This window comes from Nostoc sp. UIC 10630, from assembly GCF_010747425.1.
GTDB lineage: Bacteria > Cyanobacteriota > Cyanobacteriia > Cyanobacteriales > Nostocaceae > Nostoc.
The window spans coordinates 1-16,194 of sequence record NZ_JAAGOG010000032.1; the positions used below are offsets into that span (position 1 = coordinate 1).

Below are 16,194 nucleotides of genomic sequence, written 5' to 3' on the forward strand. Positions count from 1 at the left end.
CATAATCTACCTTGATGATTAGAGTCTTTAGCCTAATCCAGAAATTTTTAAACAGGATTAACTTTAGGTAGATTTTTTTTGTATTTTTTCAAAAAATTAGTTAAGATTTTTACCAAGTTATGAAATACCAAATTTCTGAATATTTATACACATCCTCTAGGATGATGAACTGTAGTACAGAGTAGAACTAAATTAATTTTGTACGTTGTTAAGCACAGCAATTATTGAGGTTTGGTTCACAGCCAAACCTCTTTTTTACAAGTAACCAGGAAGTGTGCTATCAGATTTCAGAATATTTGGATACAGTCTATAGGAAGATGAACTAAAGTAAGAGTCAGTCTAAATTAATCTTGGTGTAGTAAATGCTTGGTATATATAGAGGCTTGGTTTAACCAAGCCTTTTATTATGTACAAGTCTTCAAGAAATTTGGATACAGTCTATAGGAAGATGAACTGCTAGAAAAGTCAGTCTAAATTAATCTGAAATGTCTACTTAAGCACTAAATCTATAGGTTTAGCACTGAGCTAAACCTATTTTCTGATCGAGTGAAGAGAAAGAAGCGATGCCGATAGCGTACCCCTACGGAGGCAGGCTACGTATGATAGTTTCATACGAAAAAATAAAAATACATAAAGTATTGATTTCTTGTTTTGTAGCATGACTTTTTACCCCACTTCCATTCCTTTCTCCGAAACAGCTACGGTAGTGGTCTGTCAAGGAATAATTGACGAGTACATTCTCTCTCAGGACGGCGATTTATCGCGTCTCTCTAACGTATCAGTATGAGGGCTTTCTCAATACGGTTCGGTTAAAGGGGAAAGGGAAAAGGTTTTGAATACATCCTTGCCCCTTTAACCCTTACCCTTTACCCAGACCACAAGGAAAGTGAAAAATGCTTATCCGAACCGTATTGAGGGCTTTCTGGCTTATCCCAATACGCTTGGGATAAAACTAAAACTGGATCTAACTTGTGTGTACACCGTAGCATTGATGACACTGGGTAAATCCATCTAACTTATTGCAAAATAATCATCAATCTTATGCGTTAATTGCATTGGTACGGATTTATAATAGTTTCACAGATGCGATTCTAATATTAGGGAATAAAGATGGATACCCCTGGGTTGACCAGGGGCTTTTTATTTAGAGGCTACGCTTTAAACGTCAATACCGGACTCAATCGCGCCACAACGTCCACCATTTCTGCCTCAACCTGCACATCAATTACAGACTGAATGGGTTTGTAGGCGGCTGGTGCTTCTTCAATGCGGCGTTCTTCACGCAAGGTAATGCAGTCTATCCCAGTTAATCCCAGTTCTGCCTCATTTTGAGATGCACCTTTGCGATTGAGGTCGAAGCGAGAACGAATTCTTCCCGCCCCGTGTGAGGCCGAATTACAAAAGGCTGGATTGCCTTTACCCACCATCAGATAGGAATAAGCACCCATTGAACCAGGGATAATCACTGGTTGCCCTGTATGGGCGGGACAAGCGCCCTTGCGTGTTACCCATCCTTTACCTTCTGGCAAAGTGATATTATGCGGCAAGTCATAAATTAGAGGTGCTTCCACATCTTTATATACTTCTCGCAAACGCAGACGTAGCAGTTCTGCTAATAGCAGGCGATTAATAAAAGCATAGTTAGCAGCAGTTGCCTCAGCTTGCAGGTAACTGGCGACTAATTCGGGGTGAGAATGGGTAGAGAGAGGAAAAATCTGAGAATCAGGGTACTTCAGACCTTTTTGCCAAGTCGCCTTAGCTTTATCTCGCCACATCCCCCCGATATACTTACCCACGTTTCGAGAACCAGAGTGAATCATAAAAGCCAGTTGTCCCTCGCGCACTCCCCAAGCGTGGGCAAGTGGGCGATTTTCGACTTTATCAACTCGCTGCACTTCTACAAAATGATTGCCGCCGCCAATGGTTGCCAGTCCGCCATCGCGTACCATTCCACTATCGGGAACCAATTCTTCAGGTGCAAGTTTCCAGTCACCATCCATTGAACCACCTAAGAAGATGCGTTCGCTCTCTTGGGCAAGTTGCTGCAAATCTGATTTGATTACACTCCCCGTAGGCCGATCTAGCATGGCATCCAGCCAGCCGGGAATTCCGTATTGAAATAGCGATCGCATTGCCTCAGCAGTCATTGTCACATCACGCGTACCAAAGAAGTAATCCCCCTTCATCTTTTCGACGAATTGGTCGCGCTTTGCCATGAATTCGTCGATTGTCAAATCAGCAACGTGCAGGCGCATTCCACAATTGATGTCAGAACCGACAGCGCCAGGGATAACCTGACCCACAGTTTCCACAATTGAACCAATGGCAACACCCGCATCACCTGGGTGAAAGTCAGGGGTAGCACAGGCACGACAAACGCATCCACCAGATGGGTGGCGGACACTTGCCAAATTCGCTAGCTGCTTCAGTGCCTTAGCTTCTACGGGGAAGCCTTCTGGCAGTAGTACTTCTGCTACAGGGGCATCAGGAGAATTAACTAAACGGACAGAATAAGTGCGATTGTTGTAAGTTACATCCAAACCCTGCCGCTCTAAAGCACGCAGGAGACGTTTTAAATTTTTTGGCTGCATGAAAACTCCAAATTGAGCCTTAAAAAAGACTCTTGGTTGTGAAGAGAGTAGGAGACTTGGGTTCAGCAGCCGCGTCTCAAGTGGTGCGGAGGGTTATTTTCCCAGAATTGTGGGGAAAACAACAGGTTATATAGCTTTGATAACACACACTTGCATTGAAAAACAAGTGTTTTGTAGTATTTTGTATTCTTTGCATTTTATATACTACATCTGTAAATGAATTTGAACTTTAGCAAAAAACTTTTAAAATTCTCTAGACTCTCCAGCCGACTAGAGAGTCTAGTATGAATTCAAGGGGACTCTCAACCAGAAATTTCTGATTGTTGACGATTATCCCTCAGTCATCCAACTTGGTTTGGCTAGGTTGTTCATTTTTATCCCGTAAATCTATGACTCTCCAACTCACAGTTCCCAATATGTCTTGTTCTGTTTGTGCAAGCACCATCACCAAAACACTTCAGGCAGTCGATGCTAATGCTAGCGTTCAGGCTGATCCAACAACCAAGCTTGTCAGTGTAGAAACTCAAGCATCAGAAACAGAAATTAAGGAAGCGTTGGCTGCTGCTGGCTATCCAGTTGCTTAAACGGGGACTGGGGAATGGGTACTAGGTATTGGGTACTGGGAAAACTGTTCCCTAATTCTCAAGCCCTAATCCCCAGTCCCTAATCCCCAGTCACTAGTCCCCAATCCCCAATCCCCAATATGGATACTCTCACACTCAAACTTCGAGGCATGAGTTGCGCTGGTTGCGCCAACAACATCGAAAAGGCAATTCGCTCTGTTCCTGGAGTGATTGACTGCAACGTTAACTTTGGAGCAGAACAAGCCGCCATCAGGTACGATCGCTCTCTAGCAAGTTTAGAGAAAATTCAAACTGCGATCGCAGCTGCGGGATACTCTTCTGACTCACTCCAAGAAGAATTGCTCTCTGAAGAAGATGATGCAGAGATTGCGAGTAGGCAAGCATTACAACGCGAACTTTTCCTCAAGGTAATTGTGGGAGGTGTAATCAGCATTTTCCTCTTTTTGGGGTCGTTGCCCATGATGACTGGGCTAAACTTCCCCTTAATTCCCAGTTTCTTGCAAAATCCTTGGGTACAGTTAGTCCTGACAACACCTGTCATTTTCTGGTGTGGTGGATCTTTTTACCGCAATGGCTGGAAAAGCCTCAAGCGCCATACGGCGACAATGGACACGCTGATTGCTTTGGGTACAAGTGCAGCGTATATATATTCTTTGTTTGTGACTGTTTTCCCGAAATTTTTTATTGTTCAGGGCTTGATACCTCATGTTTATTATGAAGTTGCAGCCATTGTTATTACCTTAATTTTGCTGGGGCGGTTATTGGAAAATCGCGCTAGGGGACAAACTTCTGAAGCCATCCGTAAACTGATCGGATTGCAAGCCAGAGATGCCAGAGTTATCCGTGATGGTGTGGAAATTGATGTTCCCATCGCCGAAGTTAGAATCAACGATGTGATTTTGGTACGTCCTGGTGAAAAGATTCCAGTCGATGGCGAGGTGATTGCAGGTGCTTCGACAGTAGATGAAGCGATGGTGACTGGTGAAAGTTTGCCAGTCAAAAAGCAGCCAGGAGATGAGGTGATTGGGGCGACGATTAACGGTGCAGGTGCGTTTCAGTTTCGGGTGACACGAGTCGGAAATGATACGTTTTTGGCTCAAATCGTCAAACTGGTGCAACAAGCCCAAGGTTCTAAAGCACCAATTCAACGCTTGGCAGATCAAGTTACAGGATGGTTTGTACCAGCTGTGATTGCCGTTGCGATCGCCACTTTCGTCATTTGGTTTAATTTCACGGGCAACCTTACCCTGGCAACAATGACAACGGTGGGTGTACTGATTATCGCTTGTCCTTGTGCTTTGGGTTTAGCCACTCCCACTTCTGTAATGGTGGGGACGGGCAAAGGTGCAGAAAATGGCATCTTGATTAAGGGTGCGGACAGCTTAGAACTAGCACACAAAATTCAAACCATCGTTCTAGATAAAACTGGCACTTTGACTCAGGGTAAACCCACGGTTACAGACTTTGTGACTGTTAACGGTACAGCTAATGGTAATGAAATCAAGCTTTTACAGTTAGCAGCAACAGTGGAACGGAATTCTGAGCATCCTTTAGCTGAAGCGGTGGTGAAATACGCCCAGTCTCAAGAGGTGAGTTTAACAGAGGTAAAGAATTTTCAGGCTAATGCAGGTAGTGGTGTCCAAGGAGTTGTTTCAAATCAGCTTGTGCAAATTGGTACACAACGCTGGTTAACAGAACTTGGAATTAACACTATGAGTCTCCAGCAGTATAAAGATGCCTGGGAAGCTGCTGGTAAAACAGTCATTTTGATTGCTGTAGATGGCGAACTACAAGGAATAATGGGTATTGCCGATGCCCTGAAACCTTCATCAGCAGCAGTGGTGAAAGCCTTACAGAAGTTAGGTTTAGAAGTAGTAATGCTCACCGGAGACAATCGTAAAACGGCTGATGCGATCGCAGGGGAAGTTGGCATTGAGCGAATATTTGCCGAAGTGCGTCCAGATCAAAAGGCGGCGATTATCCAATCTCTACAAGGGGAGATAGAGAAATCCCCCAATTCAAAATCTAAAATTGTGGCGATGGTGGGCGATGGTATAAATGATGCGCCAGCCCTAGCACAGGCTGATGTGGGAATTGCTATTGGTACGGGAACAGATGTTGCGATCGCAGCTAGCGATATCACCCTCATTTCTGGAGATTTGCAAGGAATTGTCACAGCAATTCAACTTAGCCATGCCACCATCAACAATATCAAGCAAAATCTCTTCTTTGCCTTTATTTACAACGTCATTGGTATTCCCATTGCGGCTGGAATTTTGTTCCCAATATTTGGTTGGTTACTCAATCCAATTATCGCTGGGGCTGCGATGGCTCTTTCTTCGCTATCTGTTGTTAGCAATGCCCTCAGATTGCGTAACTTTCAACCAAAAGCTAACTCATAATTGCAGGTTAATTTAGAAAATGTTCAGTAAAAAAATGCTTTGGGGAAGCCTTATAGCTTTAGTGCTTCTCACCGGAACACCAAGTGCAACATTAGCAGAAATGCCAGCCCACTCGTCAGAGCAAAACAGTCAATTTAACCACATAGAGCAACCTTTGGGTTTGAAAGTTGGTGTTGCGATCGCTGGTTTAACCTTGATTGGACTAGAGTTGTGGTGGTTCCTTCTCTATAAAAGTCCTGATTCTTGAGAGGATGTTTTAAAAATTCAGATAGCACTGCTATATGTCGGTAAACTGATTGTAAATGTACTCCCTTCCCCTAACTTTGATTGCACACTGACACTACCCCCCATACCTTCTACAAGTGTCTTGACAATAGATAAACCCAAACCACAACCCCCAGTAGTATGAGAGCGGGATTCATCTACGCGGTAAAATCTTTCAAATATCCGTGCTTGCTGTTGCAAAGGAATTCCATAGCCTCGATCGCAAACTTCAATAATTGCCCGATCTTCAAGTTGATTTAATTTAAAAGCTATAGGTGTATCAGCTTCAGAATACTTAATGGCATTATCAATCAAATTCAATAATACTTGTTTGAGGCGACTGTAGTCTACTTTCACCTCAATTTGATCAACTTTTGACTCGATTTTAATTATGCGATCGCTATATTTTTTTGCCATCATCACCACTTCTTCAACCAAGTCATTTAGCACATAAGATTTCATTTGAAAATATAAGTAACCATTATCAGCTCGTGCTAAATCAAGTAAATCTTGTAGCAGACGAATAGTGCGTTCAGCTTCCGATGCCGCAGTTTCCAAAGCTTCTTGTTGGGTTTGTGTTAAATTATTTTGCCTTCGTAAGACGCTTTGCAAGTAACCATGTACAATAGTTAAAGGTGTGCGTAATTCATGAGAAACATTACTCACAAATTCTCGTTCTTGCTTCCAAGATTGAGAGAGGCGCGATAAGAGCATAGTTAAAGTTTGAGCTAATTCTTTAACTTCGCTGGGTGCATTTTCAACCGATAGCTGCGATTGACCTAAATCTTCAGCCGAAATGACAGAAGCCATTTGATTTAGCTGACGTAGAGGTTGCAGAGAACGCTGGATGTAAAATGCGATCGCAGCAGTTAAAATAAAAATTGCCAAAACACTAATAATAGTTAAACTCTGCACCATTCCCAGAAACATTTTCTGTTCGCGGGTAATATCTTTGACTACAAATAACTCACCAAGTAACTTATCTTGAACTTGTACAGAACTACCACATAAAACAAAATAGCTTTCGTTTAATTTGTAAACTTGTGGTTTAATCGGCATCTTAGTCAAGGACATTAACTCAGCTACTTTAGTATCGGATACCAAATCTAAAGTGGCAGATTTTACTAAAATTTTATTATCAGGACTTTTCAACCATAATAAGATGTTGGTATTTGCCAAGTTATTAATAGCCTTTTGCAACCCAGTTTTCGGTTGCATCATTTCACTATAAATTTGCACATCTTGCGGCAAACGCTTGGCGATTTGTTCTATATTATACTTATGACTATCAACTAAGATTTGCTGCATTTTCCAACTAGTCCATGTAGCGAGGCTACCTAATACCAAAGCTGAAAATGATGCAATACCAACTGTGAGGCGTGATTGTAAGGAAAATGGGTCTATATTTATCCCAAATTTTATGATTTGCTTCACTGTTTCGGTTGCATTTTAGGTGCTTAATAAAGTTTGAAAAATAAAATCAGACTGCTAAATATAAAGTTACTCTTAACTGCTACATCTTTAGTTATAGCTGATTTGAAGTTACCTCTGTTGCATACATACAGTTAAAAGTGTAGCTATTCCAAAAAGATTGCTAAATATTTTTATTTTATCGCCCTCTTCAAATCCACGAATTCTTGCCTAATAATAGTCTAAATGCATTTACTACTAATTAAATTAATTTTTGCTGAGAATTACCTTAATATTTTTAATCCTCAAAATGGTAACAAAGCAAATTTTGGTAACAATAAGCCTTTTTAATGAGTGCGAGAGAGAATGATATCTGGATGTTGTTATTGTTAGAGAGATCGCGTCTTTATCTTTCTCTATTTTGGTTCTTGATCCTTGGTAAACTTTGGATTCAAAGAATGCGGATTACTGTATATGATATTTAAGAGAACGGTTAGTGTCTAATTACTCTCATTGAGCAAATCGAGCGTAATGTTCGATATAAAACTTAGGAGGATTGGCGATCGAGCGCACGGATTCACGATTTGCTACGGCTGCCCACCATTTTTTGAGCCGATCTAGTCCCGGTGGTAATTGGAAGCCTAGAAAATACTCCAATACATTTAGCTGCTCGAACCAAGGATAATAAGTCAGATCGACTAGACTAATCTCCGACCCAAGCCAGTAGGGAGCGCTATCTGACAATTTGTGCAATGCCTCACGTTCGATAAATAGCAAGTGTTCGGCTAGCTCTTTTAACAACCCTGCCTGCTGTTGAGGATCTTGGCTGTGTAACAATTTGCCAGAAGCAGCGAACAATTGGGTATCAGCAAAGTTAATCCAAATCCGCGCATGGGCACGCTGAATTGGCTCTTTAGGTAACAGAGGAGGTTCGGGAAATATTTCATCCAGATACTCATTAATAATGCTAGATTCCCACACCCGAACATCACCATGCTTGAGGACAGGCACCTTGCCATAGGGAGAGATTTCTAGAAAGTTGGCGGGTTTGTTTTGCAAGTCGATTTCGACGATTTCAAAAGAAACGCCTTTTTCGGTCAGAGTTAAGCGCAATCGGTGTGCGAAGGGACACAAAGCTGCACTGTAAATTTCGATTTCAGTCATAGAGACACTCTTTATATTGGGCAAAACAATTGACAGCGATCAAAATATGATAAATCATGATTATTTTCTTTGAATGCGATCGCAAGTTGAAAATAAGCAGACGAGATCGACCGAAGGAGACTAACGCTAACTTCAACCTATTGGTTGATACTCTCTAGATATGGCCGCGGTTGGTGAAAACCCTGGAGTGAAGTATCGACGATGAGGCAAACTTCGATATGCATACCATCAGGATCGGAAAATGATAAGTTAAGTACTGGGCCAAGATCGGTGATCGCGCCATCACTCACACCTCGATCTATGAGTTTGCGGCGGATAATCTGGAATGCTGATTCGGTTGGAGCATTCAAAGCTAAGTGGTCGATGTGTCCTCGTCCAAACATATCCGGCAATCCAGAACTATGAATATTATTAGGCATCTCTGCTGCGTGAAGCACACTCTGCGATCCAGCTAGCAGAAGTGCGTGACGAAAGGCTGGAGTCGTCTCTTGAAAGATTACTGGCATCTCGAATACATCAGTATAGAAGTCGATAAAGCGGTCTATATTTGCTGTCACCACTGCAACATGGTGGATACCTGATATAAGGCTCATGGTGTTACTCCAATTAGATTGTGCAATTTCTTTTCTATGAATAAAGAGCGATAACTTCTCTACGAGACGCTTTAGTGAAGCGATCGCGATCGTGCTGTTGGTCAAAATCAACGAGCGGCCCCTTCGGCACAATTCGATTTGGATTAATATCAGTCATGCTCATGTAATAGCCGCGCTTGGTACAGTCTAGATTGCAAGTCGCTTTGAATGGCTGACGCTGATATAGGTCTAGTAGATAATTCCAGAGATTTGGATAGTCAATAATTCGCCGCAAATTGCACTTAAAATGACCGTAATATACTGAATCGAACCGATACAGAGTTACAAACATACAAATATCGGCTTCGGTGAGTTGATTGCCACATAAATACCGTTGCTGGCTCAGAATGGCTTCCCATCGATCTAAACTCTCGAAAAGTTCTGTCACCGCATCTTCATAGGCTGCTTGCGAAGTCGCAAAACCAGCACGATATACACCAACATTGATTGGCAGATAGATTGCATCGATCGTTTCATCAATCTTATGCTGTAGGTCGCGTGGGTATAAGTCTATTTTTTGTGTTGCCAATTCCCCAAACTCTACATCAAACATCCGCATGATTTCGCGAGATTCGTTATTGATGATTGTTTGAGTTTGCTTATCCCACAACACCGGAACAGTAACTCGTCCTGTGTATTTGGGATCGGCTTTCAGATAAATCTCTTGCAAATATTGAGTGTGATTCACCCAGTCAGGAATAGCTCCCGGTGCTTCAGAAAACATCCATCCCTTGTCGCTCATAATTGGATCAACGATAGAGACTGAGATGGCATCATTCAAACCTTTGAGTTCTCGCATAATTAAAGTGCGATGTGCCCACGGACAAGCCAAGGAAACGTAGAGGTGATAGCGTCCTGCTTCTACCTTAAACCCACTAGAACCATCGGCGGTTATGCGATCGCGAAACGTTGTCGGCGTTTCATTGAACTTACCGCTAGGATCTGATTTTGTCCTATCAGTTGTCCATTCGCCTTTGCTCATCATTCCTGACGGCATAATTTCCTCCTAACACTAGGGCGTGTCTATAAACTTCTGAGGATTACTTCAGCATTACGTCTTTCCTTTTCTGAAGGATGTTAATTTCTTAAAAATTCTTGACAAAATCGACTTTGCAGAGCCAGAGATTCCCTGCATCAACTCTCTGTTGCAAACCAAGCGCGTAAAACCTCTGCCACTGTCCACGCTTGGGCAATACATCCCCGTGGAGTCATCGGGGCATCACCATCAAAAATTTCGCTGAGACTACCAAGACCATGTGCAGTGAGATGATTAGCTATTGGTTCCAAAAATTGACGAGCCTGCTCAGGATTTTTGTAGACGCGCAGGTGTGCTAGAACGAACGGTCCCAATAACCAACCCCAAACTGTCCCCTGATGATAAGCGCCATCACGTTGATACTGATTACCACCGTATTTACCCTGATGTTGAGGATGGTCGGGCGCTAGCGATCGCAATCCATGAGAAGTCAGCAGCGATCGCCCGCAAACTTCCACTACACTCTTCTGCTGGGCAAGTGTTAACGGGCTTTCTGGTAGCGAAACAGCAAATATTTGGTTAGGTCGCAATGCTGCATCATCACCATCAGGACTGTCTAGAACGTCATAGCAATAACCTGCCTCTTCATTCCAGAAGCGAGAAAATCTATACTTCGCCCGGTCTGCCATTGCCTCATATTCTTGGTGTGGTTTACCAAGGTGACGGGCAAACTTTGCCATTGTCCGTAAAGCATTATACCAGAGGGCATTAACTTCAATCGGTTTGCCAATTCGGGGCGTAACTACCCAATCATCAACTTTGGCATCCATCCAGGTCAGTTGTACACCTGCAACGCCTGCATAAAGTAAGCCATCGGCTGCATCGAGATGGATGTTGTAGCGTGTACCGCGACAGTGCCAATCAATGATGTCTGCAAGTATGGGAAAGAGTTCACCAAGCAAAGTATCATCATCTGTAGCACTGTAGTAGGCGCGGACTGCTTCAAAGTACCAGAGAGTGGCATCGACTGTATTATATTCTGGTTGATCGCCCGCATCAGGAAAGCGATTTGGCAACATTCCCTGGTCTACGTATCTGGCAAAGGTGCGAAGAATTGAGCGTGCTACCTCTGGACGACCAGTGGAAATTGTCAAACCAGGTAGACTAATCATCGTGTCGCGTCCCCAGTCGCTAAACCAGTGATAACCAGCGATGATAGTTTTACCGTAGGGGTCTTCTGGCATTGGACGGTCAACAATAAACTGGTCAGCAGCTAGTATTAGTTGCTTGATCCAGATAGGCGATTCCTTGGTCTTGAGGGGTTGATTAGTTTTCCAAATTCCAGTTAGCTTCTGCTCTTGAGCGCGACGTAACTTAAGTGCAGCCTCGGCATTGAGATTTGCTTGCTTTTCTGTACTGGCTATAAATGCGATCGCTTCCCCAGGATTTAGTGTAACTTCAAAAGTCGCAGCGTGGAGATGGTCTTCTTTATCTCTCAATCCCCGATAGCGCTCAACAGCCAATTCAAAGCCATAATACCAATTGTCGGCGACAGATCTACCACCACCATCACTCAGTAAATACATTGGTACAGCACCCGGATAGGCAGTTACACAAATCCCTTGTTCGACTTCCTCAATAGACATCTTCCAGCCATTGCTTTGGGTGTCACTGTGATAATCGCGGTAGTTGACCATTGCTTTGAGCGTCAACTTCAGAGGTTGCGTGGCACGACGCAAAGTATATTGGACATAAGTTGTGTTAACACCTTGTTGCATCCACACACGTTTTTCTAACAAGGCATCGGCAACAGCAAAACGCCATAAGGGAATTGTACCTTCCAGAGAAAAACGTTCAATATTTTGATAACCGTGAGGGCTGACAGTCCCATCAGCCCAACGATTGGTATCTAGAGAATAAGAGCGATTGTCATACAGGATAGTTTCATCTAGTTTTGCTAGCAGTAAGGTACGACCTAAAGGTGGTTTCAATGCTGCTACCAATAGTCCGTGATAGCGGCGCGTCAATAAACCAGCCACAGTTCCAGAAGCGTAACCACCAATACCGTTAGTAACTAACCATTCCCGTGACTCTGCCGTGTCAAGATTGCCGCAGATTTCCCGCCCAAATTCTATACACATAAGTCAACACTTTTCCTTGGGATCAATATTTGGATTATGGATTATGAATCCTCTAGTGTGCTGAGAATGGTATTAAGAGTTCTAAAATCTTAACTGGCGATCGCGGTTAAATAAAATACATTTCTCCGGGTAATATTAAATACAGGTATCCTTGGTAAGACATTTCTGCAAGTAGAAGCTAAAATGCCTCTAAACGATTCTTTAAGGTTATTGCAGAAGCACCCACCCTCAAGGAAGTAGGGAGGGCAAACTATAATATTTTACTCATTGTCAGCGAATTTTCTAATCAAAAGAGGAAGAATAGAGTGTTGAAAGATGTTGAACGTTATATTCCTTCAGAAGAAAAATATTTAGAGGCATTCCACTCAATTTATAAAGGATTGACTCCGGGACACCAAGCTATCTTGAATAAGTTGTATCAGCATTGTTACTTTATGAAAGACAATCGCAGATTACGCACTTGGGAGTTATCTGAAGCGGCGGGATATGATGGTGACTCTTCTGGCCAAATTGGTCATTTAGGTGGAAAGTTCAGCCAATTCTTTGGAGTAAAAGATGATGAATTTGGGCAACCAGCACTTGCAATAATTAGTTGGTTTGCAGATGAAACAAATGGGCATTGGTACATTGAGCTAATTCCAGAAGCAGCTAGAGCATTTAAGCGTTTTCATATTGAAACGCTCCAATAGAAATGTTGATTAGGTTCGTTAGCGATCGCTCCTCTGAGACTTTCTCGCACTGTTGTTTGGTGTCTAACTGCGATCGCTTGTAGTTATATTAGCTTATATCTGCGAAGAGACAGCAGAGGGCGGAATAATTTTAAGACCATATTTAGAAGCAGCAGCCAATGCTTTTTCCATATCTGCGGGACTAACGCTAGGTAATTGCATTCTCTCTGAGGCTGGCACACCTACTTCCATAAAAAACTTCTCTAACCCTGCTGGTGTGAACCAACAAAGTAATTTTGCTGGCTTTGCACCAATATTTGAAAACCTGTGGAGTTGACCTTTGGGAGAGTGGAAAAAAGTTCCAGGAGTTGCTAAGATAATTTGCTCATCAAGCTGAAATTCCAATTCTCCCTCTTGAATATAAAAAGCTTCGTCTTCGTGACTATGAATGTGGGGAGGTGTACCGTTTTGTGGTTGAACGGTAATCTCAACTAGAGCATAAGCTTGACCAGTTTCTTCACCCACTGCCTTAAAAGTATACAAATCCCCAAGCACCCAGTATGAAGAACCTTGTCCCGGTTGCTGTAATATTCCTTGTAGATTGACTGTCATAGTTATTCCCTTTTGAGATGTTTTCTATTACAAATTTCTCATAAAAATCTAATTTTTCAGTCTTTAAAGCTTTGACCCCGGCGACTGTTCAAGTTCTGTCTAGAATATTGTTGTAGTAACCCATGCTACAAAACGGTCTATAATGACCAAGGTTGGGATGGTCTACTACTATTTCTAAGATACAAGGTTGGGTTAAGCAAAGTGCAACCCAACATAAATAAGGTGGTAATGTTGGGTTTCGTTCCTCAACCAAACCTACGCAGCTTAAGGTTTTTATCGCTAACTGAACCGTATTGGATTTTAAGACCATTTCGTGATTGGAATTTCAACTGCTTTTATTCTCAAGATTAAATTCTGTCAACTAGTATATTTGCTTAGTCAATTTTGTCATACAATAACCAAACAAATATACTTGAATTAATTAGATTATAAGTATATTTATTTAAGTAATACTTGTGTTTAAAACAGTACAATAATTGATTAAAAATCAAGCTTAAGTAATGACGATTATTGATTACAAGTACTAACCTGTGAATATAGAAATTTATGAAAATAGCAAAAAATAGCTAACATGGCTAAAATTATCGTTACTGGAGCAGCAGGCTTTATTGGTTCTCACCTCGTAGACATCTTGCTACAACAAGGGGAAGAAGTCATTGGGATTGATGAATTCAATGATTATTACGATCCTATGTTAAAGCGTAAGAATGTTGCACACTTACATAGCTCACCTAATCTTACATTAATTGAAGCAGATATTCAGTTTTTAGATTGGCAGGAACTCTTAAAAGATGTTGATGTCGTTTACCATCAAGCAGCACAAGCAGGTGTCAGGGCAAGCTGGGGTAAGGCTTTTCGAGGTTACACAGAACGAAATATTAATGCTACGCAAGTTTTGCTAGAAGCGGCTAAAGATGCAAAACACTTGAAAAGATTAGTGTTTGCTTCTTCGTCAAGTGTATATGGTGATGCAGAAACTTTACCCACTCACGAAGGAATTTGCCCTGAACCTGTTTCTCCTTATGGCATTACTAAGCTAGCGGCTGAAACTTTGTGCAGACTGTATCACAAAAACTTTGGTGTGCCATCTGTATCATTGCGCTATTTCACAGTCTATGGGCCTAAACAACGCCCAGATATGGCATTTCATAAGTTCTTTAAATCCATTTTGCAGGATGAGGCGATTCCTATTTACGGCGATGGACAGCAAACGCGGGAGTTTACATTTGTTGGTGATATAGTGGCGGCCAATTTAGCGGCTGCTTCCACACCCCAAGCAGTGGGAGAAATTTTTAATATCGGTGGTGGTAGCAGGGTGGTTTTAGCAGAAGTCTTAGATACGATTGAAGAAATCGTTGGCAAACCCATCAAAAGAAACCACATAGAAAAAGCGATGGGAGATGCACGCCACACTGCTGCTGATGTATCTAAAGCGCAGAAAATTCTGGGATATCAGCCACAAGTCTCTCTAAGAGAGGGTTTAACGCAGGAATGGCAGTGGATTAAGTCGTTGTATTAAAGGGTATGGGGCATTGGGAATTGGACATTGGGCATTGGTTATTCTCCTTTAAAACTTATGCACAAAATATCCCCCAACCCTTTTAAAAGGGGTTAGGGGGATCTAAAAGTGCCTCAAGTCACAGCAAAACACTTATTCAAATGAACTCTTAAGCTTCTTGCTAACTTACAAGAAACCCATATTTTTTGAGTACTGTCTTGGCTTCACTGCCAGATAAAAATTGAATAAACTCTTTGGCTGCTGGAATATTTTTACTGCTTTTAATTACTGCCATTGGATAGACAATTGGTGAGTGAAACTTATCGTCAGCAGCAACTACGACTTTTACCTTGTTGGAAATCTTGGCATCAGTAGTATAAACTAAACCCGCTTCAGCGTTACCACTTTCTACTGCTGCTAAAACTTGACGCACGTTGTTAGCAAAGACTAATTTGGGCTTTACCTGATTATAAAGTTTCAATTTCTTTAAGACTTGCTCCCCATATTGACCGGCGGGTACACTTCTGGGTTCACCGATCGCAATTTTTTTAATCTTACTATCTGTTAAATTGTAGAAGCTAGTGATGCCAACAACATCCTGAGCCACAATCAAGACTAGACGGTTATTTGCCAAGTTAGCACGGCTACCTGTTACCAAAAGTCCTTTTTGTTCTAGGGCATCCACTTGCTTTTTGCCAGCAGAAATAAAGATATCTGCTGGGGCACCTTGCTCAATCTGTTGTTGCAAGGCACCAGAAGCCCCAAAATTATAAGTAATATTGACATCTGATTTACTTTGTTGGTACAAAGGCTTAATTTCCTCTAGTGCCTCTTTTAAGCTGGCGGCTGCGGAGACGAGGATAGTGCTGTTTGACTCTGCTATTACCGGAAAAGGATTAACTAACGGTAAACCAATTGCCAGGAGCAAACCAGCAACTGCTATACCCAATAAGCCAAAAATTTGTCTTCTTTTCATAGAAAAGGCGTTTGAGAAGTTTCTTCCATAAAATTGATGCTAGGTAAAATAATACCAAAATACCAACATATAACCAACTATATCGGTAATTGCTTTTTTCCTAAGCATTCTAGATGAATTAACTCATAAGCCAGAATCTGGTGACTCAAACGCATCCGTAATTGCAAAACTGCATTCTGAGAAAGGGCGAACATGCCCTTCTAGGAGAAATTTTATATTTTACGGTTAAAAACTTCTGAAAGATCGCGGTAAGCTAGTTGGAATTACAACTGAATT

13 protein-coding genes are annotated in these 16,194 nt (G+C 42.0%); 5 read left to right on the plus strand and 8 right to left on the minus strand.

Annotated elements, in window-relative coordinates:
- Positions 1-1,151 precede the first annotated feature (1,151 nt).
- Positions 1,152-2,591, minus strand: a complete 1,440-nt coding sequence (locus G1O98_RS10770) for an RtcB family protein (protein ID WP_163928785.1) — start codon at positions 2,589-2,591, stop codon at positions 1,152-1,154.
- A gap of 389 nt (positions 2,592-2,980) precedes the next feature.
- On the opposite strand from G1O98_RS10770, the gene G1O98_RS10775 reads away from it, so the two are divergent.
- The 3 genes from G1O98_RS10775 to G1O98_RS10785 all read left to right on the plus strand — a co-directional run bounded on the left by G1O98_RS10775 (position 2,981) and on the right by G1O98_RS10785 (position 5,824).
- On the plus strand, positions 2,981-3,175 hold the full coding sequence (locus G1O98_RS10775) for a heavy-metal-associated domain-containing protein (RefSeq protein ID WP_114084902.1): 195 nt from the start codon (positions 2,981-2,983) through the stop codon (positions 3,173-3,175).
- A 119-nt stretch (positions 3,176-3,294) separates the two neighbouring features.
- Positions 3,295-5,577 (plus strand): heavy metal translocating P-type ATPase, encoded by a 2,283-nt coding sequence (locus G1O98_RS10780; protein ID WP_163928786.1) that lies wholly within the window; start codon positions 3,295-3,297, stop codon positions 5,575-5,577.
- Between the two features lie 19 nt (positions 5,578-5,596).
- Complete coding sequence (locus tag G1O98_RS10785; protein ID WP_163928787.1) at positions 5,597-5,824, plus strand: hypothetical protein; 228 nt, start codon at positions 5,597-5,599, stop codon at positions 5,822-5,824.
- Between the two features lie 17 nt (positions 5,825-5,841).
- Here the strand turns inward: G1O98_RS10785 and G1O98_RS10790 are convergent, their stop codons facing one another.
- The 5 genes from G1O98_RS10790 to G1O98_RS10810 all read right to left on the minus strand — a co-directional run bounded on the left by G1O98_RS10790 (position 5,842) and on the right by G1O98_RS10810 (position 12,164).
- Positions 5,842-7,275 carry a HAMP domain-containing sensor histidine kinase gene (locus G1O98_RS10790; protein ID WP_163928788.1) on the minus strand — a complete coding sequence of 478 codons (1,434 nt, stop codon included), beginning with the start codon at positions 7,273-7,275 and terminating at the stop codon, positions 5,842-5,844.
- Between the two features lie 486 nt (positions 7,276-7,761).
- Positions 7,762-8,415: a glutathione S-transferase family protein gene (locus G1O98_RS10795; RefSeq protein ID WP_163928789.1), complete on the minus strand. Its 654-nt coding sequence runs from the start codon at positions 8,413-8,415 to the stop codon at positions 7,762-7,764.
- A gap of 137 nt (positions 8,416-8,552) precedes the next feature.
- Complete coding sequence (locus tag G1O98_RS10800; RefSeq protein ID WP_163928790.1) at positions 8,553-9,008, minus strand: VOC family protein; 456 nt, start codon at positions 9,006-9,008, stop codon at positions 8,553-8,555.
- A gap of 34 nt (positions 9,009-9,042) precedes the next feature.
- The gene (locus G1O98_RS10805; RefSeq protein WP_163928791.1) at positions 9,043-10,044 is read right to left on the minus strand and encodes a glutathione S-transferase family protein; all 1,002 of its coding nucleotides are present in this window, start codon (positions 10,042-10,044) and stop codon (positions 9,043-9,045) included.
- Positions 10,045-10,181: 137 nt separating this feature from the next.
- The gene (locus G1O98_RS10810) at positions 10,182-12,164 is read right to left on the minus strand and encodes an amylo-alpha-1,6-glucosidase (RefSeq protein WP_163928792.1); all 1,983 of its coding nucleotides are present in this window, start codon (positions 12,162-12,164) and stop codon (positions 10,182-10,184) included.
- A 305-nt stretch (positions 12,165-12,469) separates the two neighbouring features.
- Here G1O98_RS10810 and G1O98_RS10815 point away from each other — a divergent pair, with 305 nt between their 5' ends.
- Positions 12,470-12,853: a hypothetical protein gene (locus G1O98_RS10815; RefSeq protein WP_163928793.1), complete on the plus strand. Its 384-nt coding sequence runs from the start codon at positions 12,470-12,472 to the stop codon at positions 12,851-12,853.
- Between the two features lie 93 nt (positions 12,854-12,946).
- On the opposite strand, the gene G1O98_RS10820 is transcribed toward G1O98_RS10815, so the two are convergent.
- Complete coding sequence (locus G1O98_RS10820; protein WP_163928794.1) at positions 12,947-13,444, minus strand: quercetin 2,3-dioxygenase; 498 nt, start codon at positions 13,442-13,444, stop codon at positions 12,947-12,949.
- Between the two features lie 571 nt (positions 13,445-14,015).
- Here G1O98_RS10820 and G1O98_RS10825 point away from each other — a divergent pair.
- Positions 14,016-14,963, plus strand: a complete 948-nt coding sequence (locus tag G1O98_RS10825; protein WP_163928795.1) for an NAD-dependent epimerase/dehydratase family protein — start codon at positions 14,016-14,018, stop codon at positions 14,961-14,963.
- Positions 14,964-15,123: 160 nt separating this feature from the next.
- Here G1O98_RS10825 and modA read toward each other — a convergent pair whose 3' ends face one another.
- Positions 15,124-15,918, minus strand: coding sequence for a molybdate ABC transporter substrate-binding protein (gene modA / locus G1O98_RS10830; RefSeq protein WP_163928796.1), 795 nt, complete (start codon positions 15,916-15,918; stop codon positions 15,124-15,126).
- Between the last annotated feature and the right edge of the window lie 276 nt (positions 15,919-16,194).

What these genes read in the sequence shown, in the direction of transcription:
- G1O98_RS10795 (WP_163928789.1), bottom strand. Translation starts at nt 8,415, where the DNA reads ATGACTGAAATCGAAATTTACAGTGCAGCTTTGTGTCCCTTCGCACAC.
- G1O98_RS10800 (WP_163928790.1), bottom strand. Translation starts at nt 9,008, where the DNA reads ATGAGCCTTATATCAGGTATCCACCATGTTGCAGTGGTGACAGCAAAT.
- G1O98_RS10775 (WP_114084902.1), top strand. Translation starts at nt 2,981, where the DNA reads ATGACTCTCCAACTCACAGTTCCCAATATGTCTTGTTCTGTTTGTGCA.
- G1O98_RS10810 (WP_163928792.1), bottom strand. Translation starts at nt 12,164, where the DNA reads ATGTGTATAGAATTTGGGCGGGAAATCTGCGGCAATCTTGACACGGCA.
- modA (WP_163928796.1), bottom strand. Translation starts at nt 15,918, where the DNA reads ATGAAAAGAAGACAAATTTTTGGCTTATTGGGTATAGCAGTTGCTGGT.
- G1O98_RS10770 (WP_163928785.1), bottom strand. Translation starts at nt 2,591, where the DNA reads ATGCAGCCAAAAAATTTAAAACGTCTCCTGCGTGCTTTAGAGCGGCAG.
- G1O98_RS10785 (WP_163928787.1), top strand. Translation starts at nt 5,597, where the DNA reads ATGTTCAGTAAAAAAATGCTTTGGGGAAGCCTTATAGCTTTAGTGCTT.
- G1O98_RS10820 (WP_163928794.1), bottom strand. Translation starts at nt 13,444, where the DNA reads ATGACAGTCAATCTACAAGGAATATTACAGCAACCGGGACAAGGTTCT.
- G1O98_RS10805 (WP_163928791.1), bottom strand. Translation starts at nt 10,044, where the DNA reads ATGCCGTCAGGAATGATGAGCAAAGGCGAATGGACAACTGATAGGACA.
- G1O98_RS10780 (WP_163928786.1), top strand. Translation starts at nt 3,295, where the DNA reads ATGGATACTCTCACACTCAAACTTCGAGGCATGAGTTGCGCTGGTTGC.
- G1O98_RS10825 (WP_163928795.1), top strand. Translation starts at nt 14,016, where the DNA reads ATGGCTAAAATTATCGTTACTGGAGCAGCAGGCTTTATTGGTTCTCAC.